Raw genomic sequence first — 20509 nt, 5'->3', positions numbered from 1 at the left:
ACCCGATATTTCCTCTTAACCGCGCGGCTCCAAACTGCTAGGAGAGCCGCAAAGAATAGGCACTGCCGCGCCCCTGTCGGTCGCGTGTGCGCGCAGTGCGTCGGACCGTTTGGCGCGGAACCGCAACAAGGCAAACAACATATGGCATTCAATGACAAGCCCAGGCGCCCCGGTTCCAAACCGGCGGGCGCAAAATCCTCCGGTCCGAAGCGGCCGTTCAAGAGCGGCCCGAAGGACGGCGGCAAGCCCTTTGCCGCGAAGTCCGACGAGAAGCGCGCGCCGCGCCGCGAGCCGCGCGATGCCAAGCCGGTGATCAAGCCGCAGGCAACCTCCGAGGTCAGCCTGAATGCCGAGCAGGAGCCGGAGCGCATCTCAAAGCTTCTCGCACGTGCCGGCATCGCCTCGCGCCGCGACGTGGAGCGCATGATCCTCGACGGCCGCATCAAGCTCAATGGCGAGGTGCTGACCACCCCGGCCGTCAACGTGACGTTTGCCGACAAGATCGAGGTCGATGACGAGCAGATCCGCGGCATCGAGCGCACCCGCCTGTGGCTCTATCACAAGACGGCTGGCCTCGTGACGACCAACTCCGATCCGGAAGGCCGTCCGACGGTGTTCGAAAGCCTGCCAAAGGACCTGCCGCGCGTCATGTCGATCGGCCGCCTCGATATCAACACCGAGGGCCTGCTGCTTCTGACCAATGACGGCGGTCTCGCCCGCACCCTCGAACTGCCGACCACCGGCTGGCTGCGCCGCTACCGCGTGCGCGCCTATGGCGAAATCGAGCAGGCCGATCTCGACAAGCTGAAGGACGGCATTGCCGTCGACGGGGTGCTCTACGGCTCGATCGATGCCACGCTAGACCGCGTCCAGGGCCACAATGTCTGGATCACCATGGGCCTGCGCGAAGGCAAGAACCGCGAAATCAAGAACGTGCTCGGCGCGCTCGGTCTCGACGTCAACCGGCTGATCCGTATTTCCTACGGTCCCTTCCAGCTCGGCGATCTTGGCGAAGGCAAGGTGATCGAGGTGCGTGGCCGCATGCTGCGCGACCAGCTCGGCCCGCGCCTCATCGAGGAGGCCAAGGCCAATTTCGACGCGCCGATCTACACCAAGACCGGCGACGTCGTCGAATCCGAGGAAAAGGCGGAGCGCGCTCCAAGGGCCGCGGCACCGGCCAGGAGTGCCCCGGCAGAGCGTGAGCGTCCCGCACGCGAGGAACGTTTCCGCGACGACGGCGACCGTCGCGAGCGCGCCCGTGACCGTCTCGACACCAAGAAGCCGGGTGGCTTCTCCAAGGCCGGCGGCTTCGGCAAGCGCGACGACAAGGACGACTTCAAGAAGAAGAAGGCGCCTGCCGCCGGCAAGCGCACGGCCAATGTCTGGATGGCGCCCGGCGCCAAGCCGCTCGGCCCCAAGGCCATCGAGAAGGCCGAGGAGAGAGCCCGCAAGCGCGCCCAGCGCGAAGCCCGCGGCGAGGCACCGTTCCGCGGCCCGGGCAGGCCGCGCTCCGGCAAGCCTGACGGCGCACGGTCTGACGGTGGACGCCCGGAAGGCGGCAGACCTGCATCTGCCCGCGGACCCAAGCGCGACGGCGCATCCGAAGGTCGCAGTGGCCCAAGGGATGGTGCCGGTCGTGGTGGCAAGCCGGGCGGTCGCCCCGGTGGCTCAAGTGGCCCCGGTGGCTCAGGTGGCCCTTCGGGAGGAAAGAGGGGCGGCAGTGCGGATCGTCGGCGGTGAGTTCCGTGGCCGCTCGCTGGCCACGCCGAAATCCGATGCGATCCGTCCGACCAGCGACCGGACGCGCGAAAGCCTGTTCAATATCCTGGCGCACGCCTATGCGGACGTGCTCGACGGCGGCCGTATCCTCGACGTCTTCGCCGGCACCGGTGCGGTCGGCATAGAAGCCCTGTCGCGCGGCTGCCGCAGTGCGCTGTTCATCGAGAACGGCGTCGAGGGCCGTGGCCTCATCTGGGACAATATCGAGGCGTTCGGCCTGCAGGGCCGCGCGCGCATCCTGCGCCGCGATGCCACCCAGATCGGCAAGCCGGGCACGATGGAACCCTTCGATTTCGTCTTCGCCGATCCGCCCTACGGCAAGGGTCTCGGCGAAAAGGCGCTTGCCGGCGCGGCCGAGGGCGGCTGGATCAAACCGGGCGCTCTTGTGATTCTGGAAGAGCGCGCCGATGTCGACCCGATCCTTCCGGCCCAGTTCATGAGCGCCGAGATGCGCACCTTCGGCGACACGCGGATGCATTTCTATCGCTATCAGCCGGCGTGAGGCCTGCATGACCGACGCTTCGACCACGAGCTCGACACCGACCGTTGCAGTCGCCTTCGGCGGCGGCGGCGCGCGGGGCCTCGCCCATATCCACGTCATCGAGGCGCTCGACGAGCTCGGCATTCGCCCGGTGGCGATCGCCGGCTCCTCGATCGGGGCGATCATGGGCGCGGCCATGGCTGCGGGCCTTTCGGGTGAACATATCCGCGACCATACGCTTTCCACAGTCGGCAAGCCCGGCGAGGTGATGAACCGCATCTGGAGCCTGCGCCCGACGACGATGCGCGACGTCATGAACGGCTTCCGCTTCGGCCAGTACAATCTGGAGCGGATCCTGCGCGCCTTCCTGCCGGGCGAAATTCCCGAAGACTTCTCCGCGCTCACCATTCCGACGACGATCTGCGTGACCGACTATTACGGGCAGAAGGAACTCGTGCTCTCCGAGGGCGATCTCTTCCAGGCGCTGGCGGCCTCTGCGGCCATTCCCGCCGTCTTCATGCCGGTGACCATCAACGGCCGGGTGATGATCGACGGCGGCATCACCAATCCAGTGCCCTTCGATTATCTGATGGACAAGGCTGATATCGTCATCGGTGTCGACGTGGTCGGCGGACCGGAGGGTGACGCAGACCAGATCCCGGCCCGCATCGACAGCCTTTTCGGTGCCAGCCAGCTGATGATGCAGGCGATCATCGCGCTGAAGATCAGCCAGCAGAAGCCGCACATCTTCCTGCGCCCTGCCGTCGGCCGTTTCCACGTTCTCGACTTCATGAAGGCAGGCGAGGTGCTGGAAAGCTCCCGCGCCCTGAAGGACGACGTCAAGTTTGCGATCGACCGAGAAATCGAGCGGCGGCTGGTCTCCTAGTCCTCGATCTCTTCCACCTGCCGCTTGGGTTTTGTCAGCGGCTCCGGCCGGACCGGGCGCGAATGCAGCATGTGAAGTCCGGCCGAAATTCCCTCCGCCGCCTGGATCTCCAGCCGTTCGGCGTCTCGCCGGCGGATGTCGTCGCCGATCGCCATCGCCTGTTCCTGGCCGAGACCGAGGCCTTCCAGCGTCTTTCGGCCGAATTTGAGACCGGATTCCAGCGTTTCGCGAAGTTCGTACTCGACGCCGCGCGCTTTCAGTGACAGCGAATGCACGCGGTCGTAGGAGCGGGCGAAAATCCTGACATTCGGAAATTCCGACTGGATCAGGTCGATGACGTGGTCGGTCGTCTCCTTCCTCTGCGTGCAGACGGCGACGATCTTGGCCTTTTCGATGCCGGCGGAAATCAGCACGTCCTTGCGCTGGCCGTCGCCGAAATAGATGCGGAAGCCGAAGCGCGCTGCCTGGCGGATGCGTTCGGCGGAGGTGTCGAGGACGGTCACCTCGCTGCCGCCGGCAAGCAGCACCTGAGCGGCGATCTGGCCGAAGCGCGAAAAGCCGATCATCAGCACGTCGGCGCCAGCACCTTCGAAATCCTCGTCGATCACCTCGTCCTGCGGCGGTGCGATGAACCGTCCCGCAAGCCGCACGGCAAGCGGAGTGAGCGCCATGGACAGGGTGACGACGGCGATCATCGTCGAGGCGACGTTCTCGGAAAAGAGCCCGGCGGTGGCAGCCGTGGTGAACAGCACGAAGCCGAATTCGCCGCCCTGCGGCAGCAGCGCCGCGATCTTCACGGCGTCTTCGTGCGAAGAGCCGGCAATCCGGCAGGTCGCATAGAGGATCGCGGCCTTCGCCGCCATCAGCAGCGGCACCGAAACGAGGATCAACAGCCAGTGATCGGCAATGACGTCGAGCTTCAGCGACAGGCCGACGGCGATGAAGAAGACAGCCAGCAGGATACCGCGGAACGGTTCGATGTCCGCTTCCAGCTCGTGACGGTAGGAGGATTCGGCAAGCATCAGGCCGGCGAGGAAGGCGCCCATGGCCATGGAAAGACCGGCGAATTGCATGAGCGCCGCCGAGCCGAGCACCACGAACAGGGCGGCCGCGATCATCGCCTCGCGCGCGCCGGTGCTGGCGATCGTCTGGAACAGCGGCGTCAGCAGGTAGCGCCCTGCGGTGATCAGCCCGCCGACGGCAAGGACGGCGATGCCGAGACTGACGAGCGCCGGCGTCTGCGCTTCGCCGCCGCCGCTGCCGAAGGCCGGGATCAGCGCCAGCAGCGGCACGATGGCGAGGTCCTGCAAGAGCAGGATGGAGAAAGACCTCTGGCCGTATCGGGTATTTGTGTCGCCGTCGTCGTCGAGGATCTGGAGGGCGAAGGCAGTGGACGAAAGCGCCAGGCCGAACCCGGCGATCACTGCGCCCTGCCATCCCGGAAACCCGCCCCAGATCAGCACCGCGGTGATGACGGAGCCGCTGACGATCACCTGCGCGGAGCCGAGACCGAAGATGTCGCGCCGCATCTGCCAGAGCCGCGATGGTTTGAGTTCCAGCCCGACGATGAAGAGCAGCAGCACCACGCCGAGCTCGGCGACGGAGAGGATCTGCTCGCCGTCGCTGATGCGCGCGAACACCGGTCCGAGAAGAACGCCGGCCGCGAGGTAGCCGAGAACGGTGCCGAGCCCTAGTTTCTTGAAGATCGGAGCGGCAAGCGTTGCTCCACCCAACAAAACGATGGTGTCCGTCAGCATGGCATGTGTGTCGCTCATTGCGGCTCCGGCGTTTGAAACGATATTTATCGTCGCACCCGGCCACAGGCAGTGGTGGATTGGCGTGGCGACACTTGATGCTTTGTGTACTGCACAATAAATGGAGCGCAAAGGAAAGGTCCAACATGTCCTCAGAAATCAATTCCGAAACACTCCTTGCCCGCGCCTCCGAACTCGTCGACCTGGCGCGCAGCGCCGGAGCCGATGCGGCCGACGCCGTCGTCGTGCGCAGCTATGGCCATTCGGTCAGCGTCCGCAATGGCAAGGTGGAAGGCACCAGCGCCGCCGAGAGCGACGATTTTTCTTTGCGTGTCTTCGTCGGACGGCAGGTTGCGAGCGTTTCGGCCAATCCGGGAGCCGACCTCAAGGCGCTGGCCGAACGGGCCGTCGCCATGGCGAAGGTTTCTCCGGAAGATCCATATGCCGGTCTTGCCGATCCCGCCCGTCTTGCCACCTCGATTGCCGATCTTGACCTTTACGATCCGACCGAGGTCAGCGCCGAAGCGCTGACGGAAGCAGCCCTTGCCGCGGAAGCTGCGGTCCTTTCCGTGGAAGGCGTCACCAATTCCCCCGGCGCATCGGCGTCCGCCGGCATGGGCGGCCTCGTGCTGGTCACCTCGGACGGTTTTTCCGGCAGCTACATGGGGTCGCGCTTCTCGCGCTCCGCCAGCGCCATCGCAGGCGAGGGCACGGCGATGGAGCGGGACTATGATTTCGACAGCCGGCTGTTCTTCGCCGAGCTCGAGGATGCCGGCGAGATCGGCCGCCGGGCTGGCGAACGGGCGGTCCGCCGCCTCAATCCGCGTCAGGTCGATACGGGCTCCAACCTCACCGTCGTCTTCGATCCGCGGATCGCCCGCGGCTTTGTCGGTCATATCGCCGGTGCGATCAATGGCGCGTCGGTCGCCCGCAAGACGAGCTTCCTGCGCGACCGGATGGGCCAGCAGGTCTTGAAGGCCGGGCTCAACATCACCGATGATCCGATGATCGTGCGCGGACCGGCCTCGCGTCCCTTTGACGGCGAGGGCGTCAGGGGCGAGAAGATGACGATGATCGAGGACGGCGTATTGAAGCACTGGTTTCTGTCGTCATCGGCCGCCCGCGAACTGGGGCTGGAAACGAACGGCCGCGGCGCCCGCGGCGGAACCAACGTCTCGCCGACCTCGACCAACCTTGCGCTGGAACCGGGCGACATCAGCCCCGAAGACCTGATCCGCTCCGTCGGCAACGGCTTCTACGTGACCGAACTGATCGGGCAGGGCGTCAACATGATCTCCGGCGAGTACAGCCGCGGCGCCACCGGTTTCTGGATCGAGAACGGCGAACTGACCTTCCCCGTGTCGGAAGTGACCATCGCCTCGAACCTCAAGGACATGTTCATGCGGCTGACGCCCGCAAACGATATCGACCGAAAGTTCGGCACCGCCGCGCCGACGATCGCGATCGAAGGCATGACGCTGGCCGGACGTTGAAGGTGTTGATGGAACAGGTGACGACGGAAAACTGGCAGCAGGATGTCGACCTGATCGTCGAGGCCGCCCGCGAGGCGGGCGACGTCGCGCGGACGTTCTGGGGACAATCCCCGGAGGTCTGGTGGAAGAACGGCGGCGTTTCGCCCGTCAGTGCGGCGGATTACGCGGCCAACGAGGTTCTGGAGGCGCGGCTTCGTCCTGCCCGTCCCGGCTATGGCTGGCTGTCGGAGGAATCCGAGGACGATCCGGTGCGGCTTTCGGCGAGGACGCTCTTCGTCGTCGACCCGATCGACGGCACGCGGGCCTTCCTCGCCGGACGGCGCACCTGGTGCGTCAGCGTGGCGGTGGTGCATGACGGCCGGCCCGTCGCCGGCGTCCTTTATGCGCCGGCCTTCGGGGAGACATTCGTGGCGGGGCCGTCCGGACCGGCGACATTGAACGGCACGCCGATCACGGTGGATGACAGCCGCCCGGGCGAGCCGGTGCGCTTTGCGACGGGCTCGGAAATGCTGGCGCGGCTTGCCGACGAGTTCGCGGCTGGTGTCGAACGCGTCAAGCACGTGCCGTCGCTTGCCTACAGGCTGGCGATGATTGCCGCCGGGCGGATCGACGGCACGCTGGTCATGAAGAGTTCGCACGACTGGGACCTTGCCGCAGCCGACCTGATCTTGGAGAGGGCCGGCGGCCGGCTGGTGACGCTTGCAGGCGAGCCGGTTCGCTACAATGGCGCGAGCGCCAGCCACGGCGAACTCTACGCCGCCTCCGACTGGCTGCTGCCCAAGCTCTTGTCGAGCATTCGTCACAGTTGACCTTTCGGGCGAAATCCCTCACAGGGATGCGACGGGAGGCATTTAATCAGGGAAAGGGCCGGACATGGCAGAAACGGAAAACAAAAAGCAGCTCCTGCATCTCGTCTTCGGCGGCGAGCTCGACAACCTTCAGGACGTTCAGTTCCGCAATCTCGACGACCTCGACATCGTCGGAATTTTCCCGGACTACGCCACAGCGCTGACCGCCTGGAAGGCCAAGGCTCAGGCGACCGTGGACAACGCCCACATGCGCTACTTCATCGTGCACATGCACCGCCTTCTCGATCCCGCGTTGCCAAAGTGATCAAAACCGGCAGGTTCCCGATTTTTTCAGGGACTTGATGGCAATTGCGTGTTGCATTGAGACGGGTTTTGCCAGACCGTGTCGCTCAGCAATTTTTCAAGCGACTTCATTTGACCGTAATCATTATTAAAGTGATTTGATCAATCCCGAGACCCGTTTCTAAGGTAGCATGCGTTGAAAAGGGCATTTGCATTCAGGCCGACGACTGTCCGGAGCCTCTCGCCATGACGGCACTCTTGGCCCGCATGTTCCTGTCCGCGTATCATCTGGCAGGCTCGGTCGCCTATCCGGTGATGGGTCCCTATCTTTCCTATCGCGCCCGCAAGGGCAAGGAAGACGCAGCCCGTCGCACGGAACGCTATGGCTTTGCCAGCGCGCCCCGGCCGCAAGGTCCGCTCGTCTGGTGCCATGCCGCGAGCGTCGGCGAGACGCTGGCCATCATTCCGCTGATCCGCGAACTGCGCCGCCGCGACATTCACGTGGTGCTGACGTCGGGAACGACGACGTCTGCGGCGCTGATCGCTAGCCGGCTGAAGGACGAGGTCATCCATCAATATGTGCCGCTCGACATGAAGCCGGCCGTGCGCCGCTTCCTCGACTACTGGCACCCCGACGCCGCACTGGTTGCCGAGTCCGAAATCTGGCCGGTGATCTGCACGGAACTCAAGCGCCGCCACATCCCGCAGATCCTCATCAACGCCCGCATATCCGACCGCTCCTTCGATCGCTGGAGACGCCGTCCGGCGATCGCCGAACTCTTGTTCGAGGGCATTTCCCTGGCAATCGCCCAGTCGGACCTCGATGCCGAGCGCTATCATGATCTTGGCGTCCAGAACGTCATCGTCTCCGGCAACCTCAAGGTCGACACCGATGCGCCGCCGGTCAACGAGCAACTGTTCGAGACCTACAGCGCGCAGATCGGCGGCCGGAAGACATGGGCCGCGATCTCCACATTCGACGGCGAGGAAGCCGCCGCCGCCGACGTGCATCTGGCCATTCGCCCGCGAAACAATCAGCTGTCGATCATCGTGCCACGCCATCCCGATCGCGCCGATGCGGTCGAGGCCATGCTCACGGCCAAGGGCCTGACGGTTGCCCGCCGCAGCCGCAATGACGTGATCACGCCGCAGACCGATGTCTTCCTCGGCGACACGATCGGTGAGATGGGTCTCTATCTGCGCCTCACGCAGGTGACCTTCGTCGGTCGCTCGCTCTATGCCGAGGGCGGCCAGAATCCGCTGGAACCGGCCATGCTCGGCAGCGCGGTGCTCTCGGGCGCCCATGTGCAGAATTTCCGCGACGCCTACCAGCAGCTCGTCAAGGCCGGCGGCGCCCGCCTCGTGCGCGACACTGAGATGCTGACGAAGGCGGTCAACTACCTTTTGAACAACGAGCCGGCGCGCCAGAAGATGATCGAGGCCGGCCACGAGACGGTGCAGCGCATGCGCGGCGCCTTGCCGGCGACGATCAAGGGGCTGACGCCCTACATCACGCCGCTTGCCGTGCAGGCCCGGCTGATGCCGCGCGCCAGCTGATCGTCTCGCATGCCCGGGGGAGGGGTGATGAAGGACATTGCCGGAATTCTGTTCGACAAGGACGGCACGCTGCTCGACTATGACCAGAGCTGGCTGCCGGTAAATCGCGAGCTTGCCCGCATCGCCTCGCGCGACGACGCCGATCTTGCGGACCACCTGCTGCGCGCCTGCGGCATGGACCCGGTGACCGGGGCGATCGTGCCGGACAGCCTGCTCGCCGCCGGCAACACCCATGAGATCACGGAAGGCCTGATCGCCGCCGGATCTCCGGTGCCGGCCGACGAACTCATCCGCAAGCTGGACGCCCTGTTTGCCGACGCCACCGCCTTTTCGGTGCCCGTCACGGATCTCGCCGCCTTCTTTGCGGAACTGCATGGTCGCGGCCTGAAGCTCGGCATCGCTTCGAGCGACAACGAGCGCTCCATCCGCAATCTGACCGAACGCTTCGGCTTCGCCCGCCACGTCGATTTCATCGCCGGCTACGACAGTGGCTTTGGCTGCAAGCCGGCGCCCGGAATGCTCCTCGGCTTCTGCGAGGCGATGGGCATCGCGCCCGCCAATGTGGCGATGATCGGCGACAACAATCACGACATGATGATGGGCATCAATGCCGGTGCCGGCCTGAAGATCGGCGTGCTGACGGGCACGGGATCACGCGAGTCCCTGTCTGCCGCCGCCGACTTCTGCCTTGCGAGCATCGTCGACATTCTCGATCTCCTGCCGGCAAAAGAACCGGCCTGAAGCGGGCTTTCGGCGATGCGGCCTTCCGGAAGCGCCGCTTCGATGTTAGCTAGGTCCTGAACAAAGGCTGAGGCAGAGACACGGGAGCGTCCATGATTTCGGAAGCGCCGCCCTTCTGGTGGCAAAAGGCGGACTGGCGCGCCTGGGGCCTCTATCCCTTTTCCTATCTCTACGGTGTCGTTGCCGGCGCGCGCATGCGCCGGACCAGGCGCAAGTCCGTTCCCGTACCCGTCCTCTGCGTCGGCAATTTCACGGTCGGCGGTGCCGGCAAGACGCCGACCGCGATCGCGCTCTGCCGGCAGGCAAAGACGATGGGGCTCAAGCCCGGTTTCCTCAGTCGCGGTTATGGCGGCACGATCGATGTCCCGACGCTTGTCGATCCCGAGCATCATCTGGCTGCCCATGTCGGTGACGAGCCCCTGTTGCTGACCCGCGAGGCGCCGACGGTCATTTCCCGCAACCGCATCGACGGTGCCCGTATCCTCGCCGACATGGGCATCGATCTCATCATCATGGATGACGGCTTCCAGAGCGCCCGACTGGCGATCGATTATGCCCTCGTCGTCGTCGACACAATGCGCGGCATCGGCAATGGCCACATGCTGCCGGGCGGGCCGGTGCGCGCGCCGCTCGGTCAGCAGTTGCGCATGGCGAGTGCCCTGCTGGTCGTCGGCAACGGCCACGGTGCCGATCATGTGATCCGCCGCGCCGCCCGTGCCGGCCGCCCGGCCTATCTTGCCCATTCGCGGCCGCTGCCGAAGCCAGAACTCGCCGGCAGGAAGGTGCTCGCCTATGCCGGCATCGCCGATCCGGCAAAGTTCTTCCGCACGCTGGAGGCGCTCGGCGCGGACATCTGCGTGCGCCGCGAATTCGGCGACCACCAGCATCTGCAGGACGACGAAATCGCCGACCTTCTGGATCACGCGGAGGCGAACGGCTACCTGCTCGCCACCACGTCGAAGGATCATGTCCGGCTGGCGGGACACCATGGCCGCGCGCATGAACTCGCCGAGAAGAGCCATGTCGTCGATATCGAACTGGTGTTCGACGATCAGCGTGCGCCCGGCAAGATCATCGACCAGACCTTCGTCAACTTCCGCAAGCGGCGGCTGGCGGAGACGGAGGCCGAACGGCGCGCCGAGATGAAGAAGGCGGAGGAGGCGAAGAAGCCTTCTAAGCTTTCGAAGCGCTGATCCGGTAGGTGCAGCGCCGCGCGCCGGTGACGATGTGCTCCTCGCGCTCCACGGTGACGCCGTCGCCGAGTGCTGCGCGAAAGATCTCCAGCTCCGAACGACAGAAGCCCTGGCAGGATTTCGCGGCGGCGCAGATCGGGCAATGGTTCTCGAAGAACAGGTATTCGTCCGCAGAAACCGGCCGCCAGTCCGCCATATAGCCTTCGGCGGAGCGCAGGGCCGAAAGCGTCGCGATTTTCTCTCCCAAGGTCTCCTGCCGCCTGAGCGCGTCCCGGTAGTGGTTGAGGCTCTCGGTCTCGCGATGGGCGATCAGCCGGTCGAGCCCTTCCGTGCCGAACAGCGAGCGGACCGAGCCGATGAGATCGACCGTCAACTCGGCATGCCGGTCGGGGAAGCGGCCATGACCGTCTTCGGTCAGCTGCCAGTATTTGCGCGGCCGGCCGCGGCCCTGGCGACGCGCCTCGTCGACCACGAGGCCGCGGGCCTTCAGCCGGGCGAAATGCTGCTGCGCACCCGGCGCCGTCATGCCGAGCGCATGGCCGGCTTCCTCTGACGTCTGCGGTCCCGACGTCTTCAACAGGTCGAGGATGCGTACTTCGGTATTCGTTTCGCTGGCCGTTGACATTGTCCAAAGCGCCGGATTATTTAAAGTGATTACTTATTAAAATAACGGATCGGCCGACCATGGGCAAGAGTGAAAAAGACGGTGTCGCCTGGAGCGAAATCCTGACCCCGCGCTACACGGCGCCGCTCGTGCTCATCTGCTTAGGCGTCTGGCTGCACGCCGCCGACGAACTGCTGGTCGCCACCATGTCGCCGTCGATTGTCGGCGAAATCGGCGGCGCGGGGCTGATCTCCTGGCTGTTTTCGCTCTATCAGCTGGGCTCGATCATCGCCGGCGCCTCTGCCGCCTTGCTGTCGCTGCGCTACGGCATCCGCCGGTCCATGGCCATTGCCGCGCTGGTGTTTGCGACCGGCTGCGGCATTGCGGCCATTGCGCCGGCCATGTGGGTGGTGCTCGTGGGGCGCCTGCTGCAGGGGCTCGGCGGCGGCGGACTGCTGTCGCTTGCCTATATCGCCATTGCCCTGTTCTTTCCGCCGCGCCTGTCGGTCAGGGCGATCGCCGTGATGTCGGCGATCTGGGGCATCTCGTCCTTCCTCGGGCCGTTGATCGGTGGCCTGTTTGCCGAATATCTCAGCTGGCGCGGCGGCTTTCTCCTGTTCGGCGCCAAGGCGCTGCTTCTCGCCGCCGCCATTCCGCTCGTCGCCCGTTCGGCACCGGCGCCGAAGCTGGAGCCGCAAGAGGCCCATATTCCCTATCGTCGTCTCGCCCTTCTGGCCGTCGGCATCGTCTCGGTCTCGTTCGCGGGAACCGGCATTTCGGCGCCGCTGATGGTCACCAGCCTTCTGGTCGGCGTCGGTGCCGTGGCCTTGTTCCTGAAGCTGGATGCCGGCTCCGGAGAGCGACGGCTGCTGCCGGACGGCATAACGCGGCTGTCATCGCAGACGGTCGCCTGCCTCGGTCTCCTCTTCTTCTTCGCCTTCGCAACCATACCGCTCGCCATCTATGCGCCGCTGGCGATGAAGCTGATCCATGACATTTCGGCGGTCGAGGCGGGCTATGCGATCGCCTGCACGTCGATCGCCTGGACGTTTTCCGCCATTGCGGTCTCGGGCCGGCCGGAATCGGAGGACGGCAAGTTCATCCTGATCGGTCTGTCGATGGTGACTGTCGCGACGACCGGCTACGTCTTCTTCGTCCCGCATGGCTCGGTGTTTGCCATTGCCGCTTGTGCGGCGCTCGATGGCGGCGGCTTCGGCATGGCCTATGGCTTCGTCCGCCGCCGTGCCAATGCGGTTGCCGGACCCGGCGATACGGAGCGCATGGCCGGCGCCCTGCCGACGATGACACGTCTCGGCTATGCGATCGGTGCTGCATTTTCCGGTATCATCGCACATCTCGGCGGGCTTGCGGACGGAATGGATGCGGCCGAGGCGGCGCGCGTCAGCACCTTCGTCTTCTTGTCGGCGGTGCCGTTTGCGATCGTCGGCTGGCTGCTCGCCTTCCGCTTCGTGCGATCTGAGGCAGGCACGGCCACAGCCGGAGCATAGATGTCGAGTGGAAGAGGGGGTCAGCCCCTGGGCTGAACGGGCAGGGTGCCGGCGCGCTTTTCGGCCTCGAGAGACGCCTCGGCATCGACATAGGCTTCCTGCCTGGCGACGCTCCAGTAACGCAGCTCGTCGATCGGAATGATCTTGCCGGTCACGGCACAGACGACATGCGAACCCGGCATCAGAATCTGGAAATCGGCGCCGAGATACTTGATCTTCGCTTCACGATTGCCGCCGCCTTCAAACCGGTTCATCAATGGTCTTCTCCTGAACAGTCTGGATGTTCTCATAAACCTGCGGCCATCTCAATTCAACTGCGGCCGAAAAGGCGCTCGATGTCCGCCAGCTTCAGCTCGATATAGGTCGGGCGGCCGTGATTGCACTGGCCCGAACCGGGGGTCGCCTCCATCTGGCGCAGGAGCGCGTTCATTTCTTCCGCCCGCAGCCGGCGACCGGATCTGACGGAACCGTGACAGGCCATTGTGGCGGCAAGATAGTCGAGCCGCGCCGCCAGACCGTTGGCAGTATCCCACTCGGCGATCTCGTCTGCAAGCTGCCGGACCAGACCGGCCGCATCCATCTCGCCGAGCATCGCCGGCGTTTCCCGAACGGCAACGGCCCCCGGGCCGAAACGCTCGATCGCCAGGCCGAGCTGTTCGAACTCGCCGGCATGGGCGATCAGCCGGTCGCAGTCCTCTTCCGGCAGGTCGACGATCTCCGGAATGAGCAGCGCCTGCGAGGGAAGCCGGCGGTCCTGCAGCGCCTTGCGCATGGCTTCGAACACCAGCCTTTCATGGGCGGCATGCTGGTCGACGATCACCAGCCCGTCCGCCGTCTGCGCGACGATATAGTTTTCGTGCACCTGCGCCCGCGCCGCGCCGAGCGGAAACTGTTGTACCGGCGCTTCGGCAGATGGCGATGGTTCGGCAGCCGCAACCGGCGTCTCCGCCCGCGCCGAGGGCTGGGCGAACGCGTCGAAGGCCGACTGCCGGCTCTCGCCAAAACCGAAGGCGGCGGCAGGCATGGAGAAGGGCCTGCTCGGCGAGGTCTGCGGGCTCCACGGCTGCGCCGGTGTCTGCGGCTGGAAACCGGGGCGGAAGGAGCGCATCATCGCGTTCGCGCCCGTCGTCGAGGCACGGTCGCCCTCGCGGCTCAACGCCTCGCGCACCGCGCCGAGGATCAGGCCGCGGATCAGGCCGGGATCGCGGAAGCGCACGTCGGATTTGGCCGGGTGCACATTGACGTCGACCAGGGCCGGGTCGATGCCGATGGAGAGTACCGCCACCGGATAGCGCCCGTGCGGGATCGTTTCCGCATAGGCGCCGCGTATAGCCGACAGGATCAGCTTGTCCTGCACCGGCCGGCCGTTGACGAAGGCGTATTGATGGGCCGAATTGCCGCGATTGAAGGTCGGCACGCCGGCAAAGCCAGTGAGCGTCACATCCTCGCGGGCGGCATCGAGCTCGATCGCATTGTCCTTGAATTCGGCGCCGAGGATCTGCGCGATGCGGGCGAGACGGTCGTCGCCTGTCGACGCCAGTTCCAGGGTCGACCGGTCCGAACCCGACAGGACGAAGCGGATATGCGGAAAGGCAATGGCCATCCGCTTCACCGTCTCGGTGATTGCCGCCGCTTCCGCCCGTTCCGTCTTCAGGAATTTCAGCCGTGCCGGTGTCGCGAAGAAAAGATCGCGGACCTCGACCACCGTACCGGGATTGGCGGGTGCCGGCCGCACCGGCGATACCTTGCCGGCGGCAACCGTGATCGCGGCCCCTTCGCCAGCACCCTGGCTGCGGCTGGTGATCGACAGTTTTGCGACCGAGCCGATCGACGGCAGCGCCTCGCCGCGAAAGCCGAGCGTGCGGATATCGTCCAGCGTGTCGCTGATCTTCGAGGTGCAATGCCGGCGGATCGCCAGTTCCAGGTCGGCCGGGCTCATGCCGCCGCCATTATCGGTCACCCGCAGCAATCCCTTGCCGCCACCCGCCGTCGCGATCTCGATACGCGTCGCGCCCGCGTCGATCGCATTCTCGATCAACTCCTTCGCAGCGCTGGCCGGTCGTTCGATGACCTCGCCGGCGGCGATCTGGTTGATCAGGGTTTCTGTCAGCTGTTTGATTGCCATCCGCGCATTTATCCGGATTCGCCGCAAGGCGCAAAGTGGGCGCAAACTGGACGGAAAACGGCATCCTGATTGCACGCTCTTATTTGCCGACCGAAAACGTTTACAAAAAGACGCCAGACCGCCCGTCGGCAATTAAGGCAGCCTTAAGACTATCATGGGAAGAATTCGCTTGGGTTGAAATGACCGAAGGCATCCGGCAGTGCCGGAACGCTCCATGGAGACAGGCTGGTCGTCTCCAATAATGGGCAAACACATGCCTTTTCAACTCTTGCGCCAGCATGTCCCCCAATTCTTCCCTTTCTGCGGACAAGCTTTCCCGTGCCGCGAAATTGATTGCAATGCGTCAGGAGTGGTCCGGATGCCGACCGGATTCGAGACAGGATATGCGCCATGACGAGTGACGGACCGGCGGTCCAGACCTTGAGCGCGGACGTGATGAAAGCGGTTTTCGATGGAACCGCGATGGCCGTCATCCTGTGCGACAAGAACGACCACATCGCCTTTGTCGGGCCACAGATCGCCAATTTCTTTCCTCTCTCCGCCGAGATCATGAAGGGTGGCGTGAGGCTGCGCGATTTCCTCGGTGCGATCTATGACAGCCGTCCGAATGCGGACTGGCGCATGGCGAACGGCGACCCGGCGCTCAGCCGTGCCGAATGGGTGGCCGAACGCCTGGCGCTGCATTGGCGCGAGCGCTGCGAAACGGAGGAAAGCCTGGGCAACGGCCGCTGGATCCGCTGGACGAAGCGGCGTCTCGCCAACGGCTATGGCGTTGCGGTCATCGTCGATATCTCCGAGGATCACAATCGCGAGGAACAGTGGCGCGCCGATCTCGAGCGGGTGCAGCTTACCGAGGAAATTCTCGACAGCTTTCCCTTCCCGCTTTGCGTCAAGGACAAGGATCTCAATTACGTCGCCGTCAACCGGGCCTTCTGCCGCCTGCAGGGGCGATCGCCGGACGAACTCATCGGCCGGCATGTGTCCGATTTCCTGCCGCCCCCGCAAGCGGCGATCATTGATGCGGCCGACCGCTACGTCATGGACAGCGGCACGGGCCATAACCAGCATCAGAGACTTCTGAGCGCGGAAGGGCACGAGCTTCCGGTCCTTGCCCGCAAGAACAGGGTTGGCAAGCCCGGGCGCTATCTGCTGGTAACGGTGCTCGAGGATCTGTCAGACTTCATGACGGCAGACGGGGTCGCGAGAAAAGGTGCCTTCAAGCTGGACGTGGATTGGCCCGAAATCGACAATTCCGGCTCGAGCCAGGCGCTCCCGACCGCATGGCCGATCAAGGAGGCTGGTGGCGGCCGTCTCAAGGGCAGGAGGATCCTGCTCGTCGGCTGCGGCGGCATGCAGGCGATCGCCATTCAGCAGCTCGTCGCCGTGGAAGCGGAGGCCTGCTGCATCGAGACGTTGGACGAACTTGAGCTCTTTCTCGATATGGCCGCCAACAGCGGCGTCCATATCGACATCGTCGTCGTCAACAGCGATCTCGGTATCGAGTATCTCGAGATGGCGGAACGCTTCGGCGTCCGGGCGGTCGGCTGCGATTTGCTGCAGTTCGACGCAAACCTGCCGAACCTCGTCAGACGCGAGCTCCGCGACGATGGCGATGCGGCAGGCGAAGCGCTCGACGACGAAGACTGGGAAATCTCGACCGATGCCGGCGCCGATGGCGCAGACGTCCTGGTCGTCGAGGACAACGAGGTCAATCGCATCGTCTTCCGGCATCTTCTGGAAGGGATCGGTTGCCCCTATCTCATCGCCGGGGACGGCGTTGAGGCCGTCAGCCTGTGGAACGATCACCGGCCGTCACTGGTCCTGATGGATATTTCGCTGCCCGATATCGACGGATTCGAGGCCTGCCGGCAGATCCGCGTCCTGGAAGACGGCAAGTCCGGCCGCACCGCGATCATCGGGGTTCTTGCCCATGTCTCCGAGACCGACGAAAAGCGCTGCCTGGAAGCAGGCATGGACGCAACCATCTGCAAGCCCTTGAGTCCCAAAATTCTGGCGGATCTCCTTGCACAATATGGTCCGGCCAACGGCCTTTCCATCACGGCCTGATCCTCTTTTCGGCTGAGCATCTATATGAAATCGGGGGTTATAACCTGTAGGGCCGCGATGAGTGGCAATATGGGTTTGTTAATATATCCATATCATTTTTGAATAGATGGATCGTCCGGATGCACATCCGACCGCCTCGGACATAAAAATGATGGGAAAAGCCGTGCTGTCGGATATCAATGCCGCAGGAGAGCAGAAGCTGCAGCAGACCGTCTACACGGATGCGCTCACCGGTCTTGGCAACCGCAATCGCTTCCACGACAAGGTCTGTCAGCTTGCCGCCGAGCGCGCATCCGATCCTGCCCCCTTTACCATCGGCATTACCAATCTCGACGGCTTCAAGCCGATCAATGACCTTTTCGGCGCCGCCGCAGGCGATGAAATCCTCTGTCAGGTCGCCCACCGCCTGAAGGCCTGCGCACCTGACGGCGCGACCGTCACCAGGTACGAGGGCGACAGCTTCGCTTTCATCCTCCCGCTCGTCTTCGAGCAGTCCGGCGCACAGAAGGTCGGACGCATGATCCGCGACGTCCTTTCCGCGCCCTACGATCTTGGGGGGCGCAACGTCCGTCTGTCGGCCTCCTTTGGCTTCTCCGTTCATCCGTTCGCCGGTGAGGGCTATGCCGAACTGGTCAAGAATGCCGAGACCGCGCTCTACCGATCCAAGCGACGCGGCCGCGGGCAGGTGACCGTCTATTCCGAAGAGATTGCCGAGGAAATGCGGCGCGCCACGCAACTGGAGCAGGCGCTTCGAAACGCCATCATCGCGGATTCCGTCGATACCTATTTCCAGCCGATCGTCGATCTGGCGAGCGAGACCGTGGTCGGTTTCGAGGCGCTGGCGCGCTGGAACGATCCGGAACTGGGTTTCGTCTCCCCGGCTGTCTTCATTCCGCTCGCCGAGGAGCGCGGCTTCATCGACGCCCTTTCGGAATCCCTGCTGCGCAAGGCGGCGGAAGCGGCGCTCGGATGGCCCCGCGATCTCTTCCTGTCCTTCAACCTCTCCTCCGCGCAGTTGACCGATACCAGCACGACGCGCACGATCCTCTCTATCCTTGGTCGTATCGGCTTTGATCCGCATCGGCTGGAACTGGAGATCACCGAAACGGCGATGATGACCTCCGCCGAAACGGCCCACAAGATCATCACCAGCCTGCGTGCGGCCGGCGTCGGCATTTCGCTCGACGACTTCGGCGCGGGGCAGTCGAGCCTCGGGCGGCTTCGGGAATTCTCCTTCGACAAGGTCAAGATCGACCGCGCCTTCGTGTCCTGCATCGCGACCGACAAGGCATCGGAGCATATCGTTCGGGCGATCGTCGCCATGTGCGCCGGCCTGGAGCTGAACGTGGTGGCCGAGGGAATCGAAAACGCCACCGAGGCGGAAATCCTCAAATCCCTCGGCTGCGGCATGGGGCAAGGTTATTTTTACGGACGGCCGATGACGGCTGCCGACACCTTGCGGTATCTACAGGATGCGGGCATCAGCCAGTCGGTCTATCCCACCCTCAGAATAAGGACCTGACACAGGCTTATATCTCGTTATGCTGTGAGACCGAATCGGTTGGATCGTTTGTGGGGACGGACGATATCGAGCGGTAGGGGTTCTTATACTTTAGTAAGTTTCTATATAGTGATTACGTCTGCACAGGCAGCAATGTATGACCGGCAGGGATAAACAGCCCGTGTGTTGGTCGATGGGTGTCTGTTCCGAACAAGATATTGCAAAGTTTTTTTAGCTGCGCCTGAAATTGCGGCTGCCATGCAACCGGCGATTGGGTTATCGGTGAGGAATCATTCCGCTTGACGGCGCAGCGGACTGTTTGAGAGGGATTAATGCCAGACGTTGCTCATCCTGAAACGGGGATCGAGAAATTTGCCGCGGAAATCCCGGCATTGAAGACCCAGTTCGATATTTTTCGCCTGATGCGCCGGATCACGGAAGGTTTCGGTGCGCGCGGCTTTCTCGTTCTCAATTTGCCCGACGCGGCATCATCGAACCTGTCGGCAAACTCGGTGATTACCAGCTGGCCCGCCGAATTGCTGGCCTCCTACGACGCCGAAGGCATGTTGAAGGATAGTCCCGTCATCCGCCGGCTGCGCAGCTCGACGGTGCCTTTCCGTTATGACGTCGAGGAAATCAATGCCGATCGAGCTGACGGCAAGGAGCTTGTCGCCCGCAATCTCTTCATCCGTCACGGGCTCACCCGAGGCGCGTATTTTCCGGTTCACGAATTCTCCGGCACCCGCGGCGCGATCTCCTTTTCCGGCGATCGCGCGCCTTTCACGGATGCCGAGATGCGGGATCTTGCCTACCTGTCCACGCTGATCTACGATCATATGGCGGCGATCCGCACGACCGACGAACGCGTCTCCAAGACCTTGACCGATCGCGAGATCGATTGCCTGACCTGGACCGCCGCGGGCAAGACGAGCGCCGAGATCGCGGAAATCCTCGGCCTTTCCGAACACACCATCAATCATTATCTCAACCGTGCGACGAAGAAGCTGGACACGGTCAACCGCACGCAGGCGGTGGTCAAGGCCATGCGCACAGGGATTATCCGCTGACGGTCACGGCGCGATCCGCATCGGACTTTTTTGCGTTGCGAAAAGACGCGAACTGTTGGATGGTCCCGGCATGCAGACCAAAGCCTTGGCCATCCTCGTCATCGATGAGAATACCCTGCGTGCGTCGATCATCGAGGCAGGCCTGAGGGCTGCCGGGCATGAAAACGTCACCGTCCTGCACGAGGTCATCGGCGTGGCGCGCGAAATTGAGCGCGTGCAGCCGGATGTGATCGTCATCGATCTCGAAAATCCGAATCGCGACATGCTCGAAAGCATGTTCCAGCTGTCTCGCTCGGTCCGTCGGCCGATCGCGATGTTCGTCGACCGCTCCGACGACGGCATGATCGAGGCCGCGGTGGATGCCGGCGTCTCCGCCTATGTGGTCGATGGCCTGCGGCAGGAACGGGTCAAGCCGATCCTCGACATGGCGATCAGCCGGTTCAATGCCTTCTCGCGCATGGCGCGCGAACTCGAAGAGGCCCGCACGGAGCTTGAAAGCCGGAAGATCGTCGACCGCGCCAAGGCGATATTGATGAAGTCGCGCGGCATGTCCGAGGACGAGGCCTACAAGCTCCTGAGAAAGACGGCGATGAACCAGAACCGCAAGATTTCCGACATCGCGCAGAGCCTGATCGTCGCGGCCGGACTGCTGGAGGGTTAGG

At 64.0% G+C, this 20509-nt stretch carries 18 protein-coding genes; 14 read left to right on the top strand and 4 right to left on the bottom strand.

The annotated features are described in order from the left end of the window. Positions 1–141 precede the first annotated feature (141 nt). Genes NN662_RS15000 through NN662_RS14990 form a run of 3 tightly spaced genes read left to right on the top strand, consistent with a single transcriptional unit; the run spans position 142 to position 3146 of the window. Positions 142–1740 (top strand): pseudouridine synthase, encoded by a 1599-nt coding sequence (locus tag NN662_RS15000; protein ID WP_261931036.1) that lies wholly within the window; start codon positions 142–144, stop codon positions 1738–1740. After that, complete coding sequence (gene rsmD / locus NN662_RS14995) at positions 1721–2281, top strand: 16S rRNA (guanine(966)-N(2))-methyltransferase RsmD (RefSeq protein WP_261931035.1); 561 nt, start codon at positions 1721–1723, stop codon at positions 2279–2281. Before NN662_RS15000 ends, rsmD begins: the two co-directional genes overlap by 20 nt. A gap of 7 nt (positions 2282–2288) precedes the next feature. Beyond that, a complete protein-coding gene (locus tag NN662_RS14990; protein WP_261931034.1) occupies positions 2289–3146 on the top strand; it encodes a patatin-like phospholipase family protein in 858 nt (285 codons plus the stop codon). On the opposite strand, the gene NN662_RS14985 is transcribed toward NN662_RS14990, so the two are convergent. Next, the gene (locus tag NN662_RS14985) at positions 3143–4921 is read right to left on the bottom strand and encodes a monovalent cation:proton antiporter-2 (CPA2) family protein (RefSeq protein WP_261931033.1); all 1779 of its coding nucleotides are present in this window, start codon (positions 4919–4921) and stop codon (positions 3143–3145) included. The genes NN662_RS14990 and NN662_RS14985 overlap by 4 nt on opposite strands. 125 nt (positions 4922–5046) lie before the next feature. On the opposite strand from NN662_RS14985, the gene NN662_RS14980 reads away from it, so the two are divergent. The 6 genes from NN662_RS14980 (at position 5047) to lpxK (ending at position 10975) form a co-directional block, all read left to right on the top strand. Further along, positions 5047–6393 (top strand): TldD/PmbA family protein, encoded by a 1347-nt coding sequence (locus NN662_RS14980; RefSeq protein ID WP_261931032.1) that lies wholly within the window; start codon positions 5047–5049, stop codon positions 6391–6393. 8 nt (positions 6394–6401) lie between these two features. After that, entirely contained in the window at positions 6402–7202 is an 801-nt protein-coding gene (locus NN662_RS14975) for a 3'(2'),5'-bisphosphate nucleotidase CysQ (RefSeq protein WP_261931031.1), read from the top strand. Positions 7203–7266: 64 nt separating this feature from the next. Continuing rightward, a complete protein-coding gene (locus NN662_RS14970) occupies positions 7267–7506 on the top strand; it encodes a DUF4170 domain-containing protein (RefSeq protein ID WP_261931030.1) in 240 nt (79 codons plus the stop codon). A 224-nt stretch (positions 7507–7730) separates the two neighbouring features. Further along, the gene (gene waaA / locus NN662_RS14965) at positions 7731–9041 is read left to right on the top strand and encodes a lipid IV(A) 3-deoxy-D-manno-octulosonic acid transferase (RefSeq protein ID WP_261931029.1); all 1311 of its coding nucleotides are present in this window, start codon (positions 7731–7733) and stop codon (positions 9039–9041) included. 27 nt (positions 9042–9068) lie between these two features. Continuing rightward, on the top strand, positions 9069–9782 hold the full coding sequence (locus NN662_RS14960; RefSeq protein WP_261931028.1) for an HAD family hydrolase: 714 nt from the start codon (positions 9069–9071) through the stop codon (positions 9780–9782). A gap of 92 nt (positions 9783–9874) precedes the next feature. Further along, positions 9875–10975 carry a tetraacyldisaccharide 4'-kinase gene (gene lpxK / locus NN662_RS14955; protein ID WP_261931027.1) on the top strand — a complete coding sequence of 367 codons (1101 nt, stop codon included), beginning with the start codon at positions 9875–9877 and terminating at the stop codon, positions 10973–10975. Here the strand turns inward: lpxK and NN662_RS14950 are convergent. After that, positions 10956–11600, bottom strand: coding sequence for a helix-turn-helix transcriptional regulator (locus NN662_RS14950; RefSeq protein ID WP_261931026.1), 645 nt, complete (start codon positions 11598–11600; stop codon positions 10956–10958). The two genes, lpxK and NN662_RS14950, sit on opposite strands and share 20 nt — an antisense overlap. A gap of 59 nt (positions 11601–11659) precedes the next feature. Here NN662_RS14950 and NN662_RS14945 point away from each other — a divergent pair, with 59 nt between their 5' ends. Next, entirely contained in the window at positions 11660–13087 is a 1428-nt protein-coding gene (locus tag NN662_RS14945; RefSeq protein WP_261931025.1) for an MFS transporter, read from the top strand. 20 nt (positions 13088–13107) lie between these two features. On the opposite strand, the gene NN662_RS14940 is transcribed toward NN662_RS14945, so the two are convergent. Together NN662_RS14940 and mutL are read right to left on the bottom strand one after the other, a co-directional pair. After that, entirely contained in the window at positions 13108–13341 is a 234-nt protein-coding gene (locus tag NN662_RS14940) for a DUF2093 domain-containing protein (protein WP_261931024.1), read from the bottom strand. A 56-nt stretch (positions 13342–13397) separates the two neighbouring features. After that, positions 13398–15212 carry a DNA mismatch repair endonuclease MutL gene (gene mutL, locus NN662_RS14935; protein WP_261931023.1) on the bottom strand — a complete coding sequence of 605 codons (1815 nt, stop codon included), beginning with the start codon at positions 15210–15212 and terminating at the stop codon, positions 13398–13400. A gap of 390 nt (positions 15213–15602) precedes the next feature. On the opposite strand from mutL, the gene NN662_RS14930 reads away from it, so the two are divergent. The 4 genes from NN662_RS14930 (at position 15603) to NN662_RS14915 (ending at position 20508) form a co-directional block, all read left to right on the top strand. Next, complete coding sequence (locus tag NN662_RS14930) at positions 15603–17279, top strand: response regulator (protein WP_261931022.1); 1677 nt, start codon at positions 15603–15605, stop codon at positions 17277–17279. A 148-nt stretch (positions 17280–17427) separates the two neighbouring features. Continuing rightward, complete coding sequence (locus NN662_RS14925) at positions 17428–18801, top strand: putative bifunctional diguanylate cyclase/phosphodiesterase (RefSeq protein ID WP_261931021.1); 1374 nt, start codon at positions 17428–17430, stop codon at positions 18799–18801. Between the two features lie 311 nt (positions 18802–19112). Next, a complete protein-coding gene (locus tag NN662_RS14920) occupies positions 19113–19847 on the top strand; it encodes a helix-turn-helix transcriptional regulator (RefSeq protein WP_261931020.1) in 735 nt (244 codons plus the stop codon). A 70-nt stretch (positions 19848–19917) separates the two neighbouring features. Further along, the gene (locus tag NN662_RS14915) at positions 19918–20508 is read left to right on the top strand and encodes an ANTAR domain-containing response regulator (RefSeq protein WP_261931019.1); all 591 of its coding nucleotides are present in this window, start codon (positions 19918–19920) and stop codon (positions 20506–20508) included. Position 20509: the final 1 nt, after the last annotated feature.

This window comes from Rhizobium sp. NRK18, from assembly GCF_024385575.1.
GTDB lineage: Bacteria > Pseudomonadota > Alphaproteobacteria > Rhizobiales > Rhizobiaceae > JANFMV01.
The sequence above is the reverse complement of the archived record's forward strand: the minus strand, read 5'-3'. Positions and strand labels throughout refer to the sequence as shown.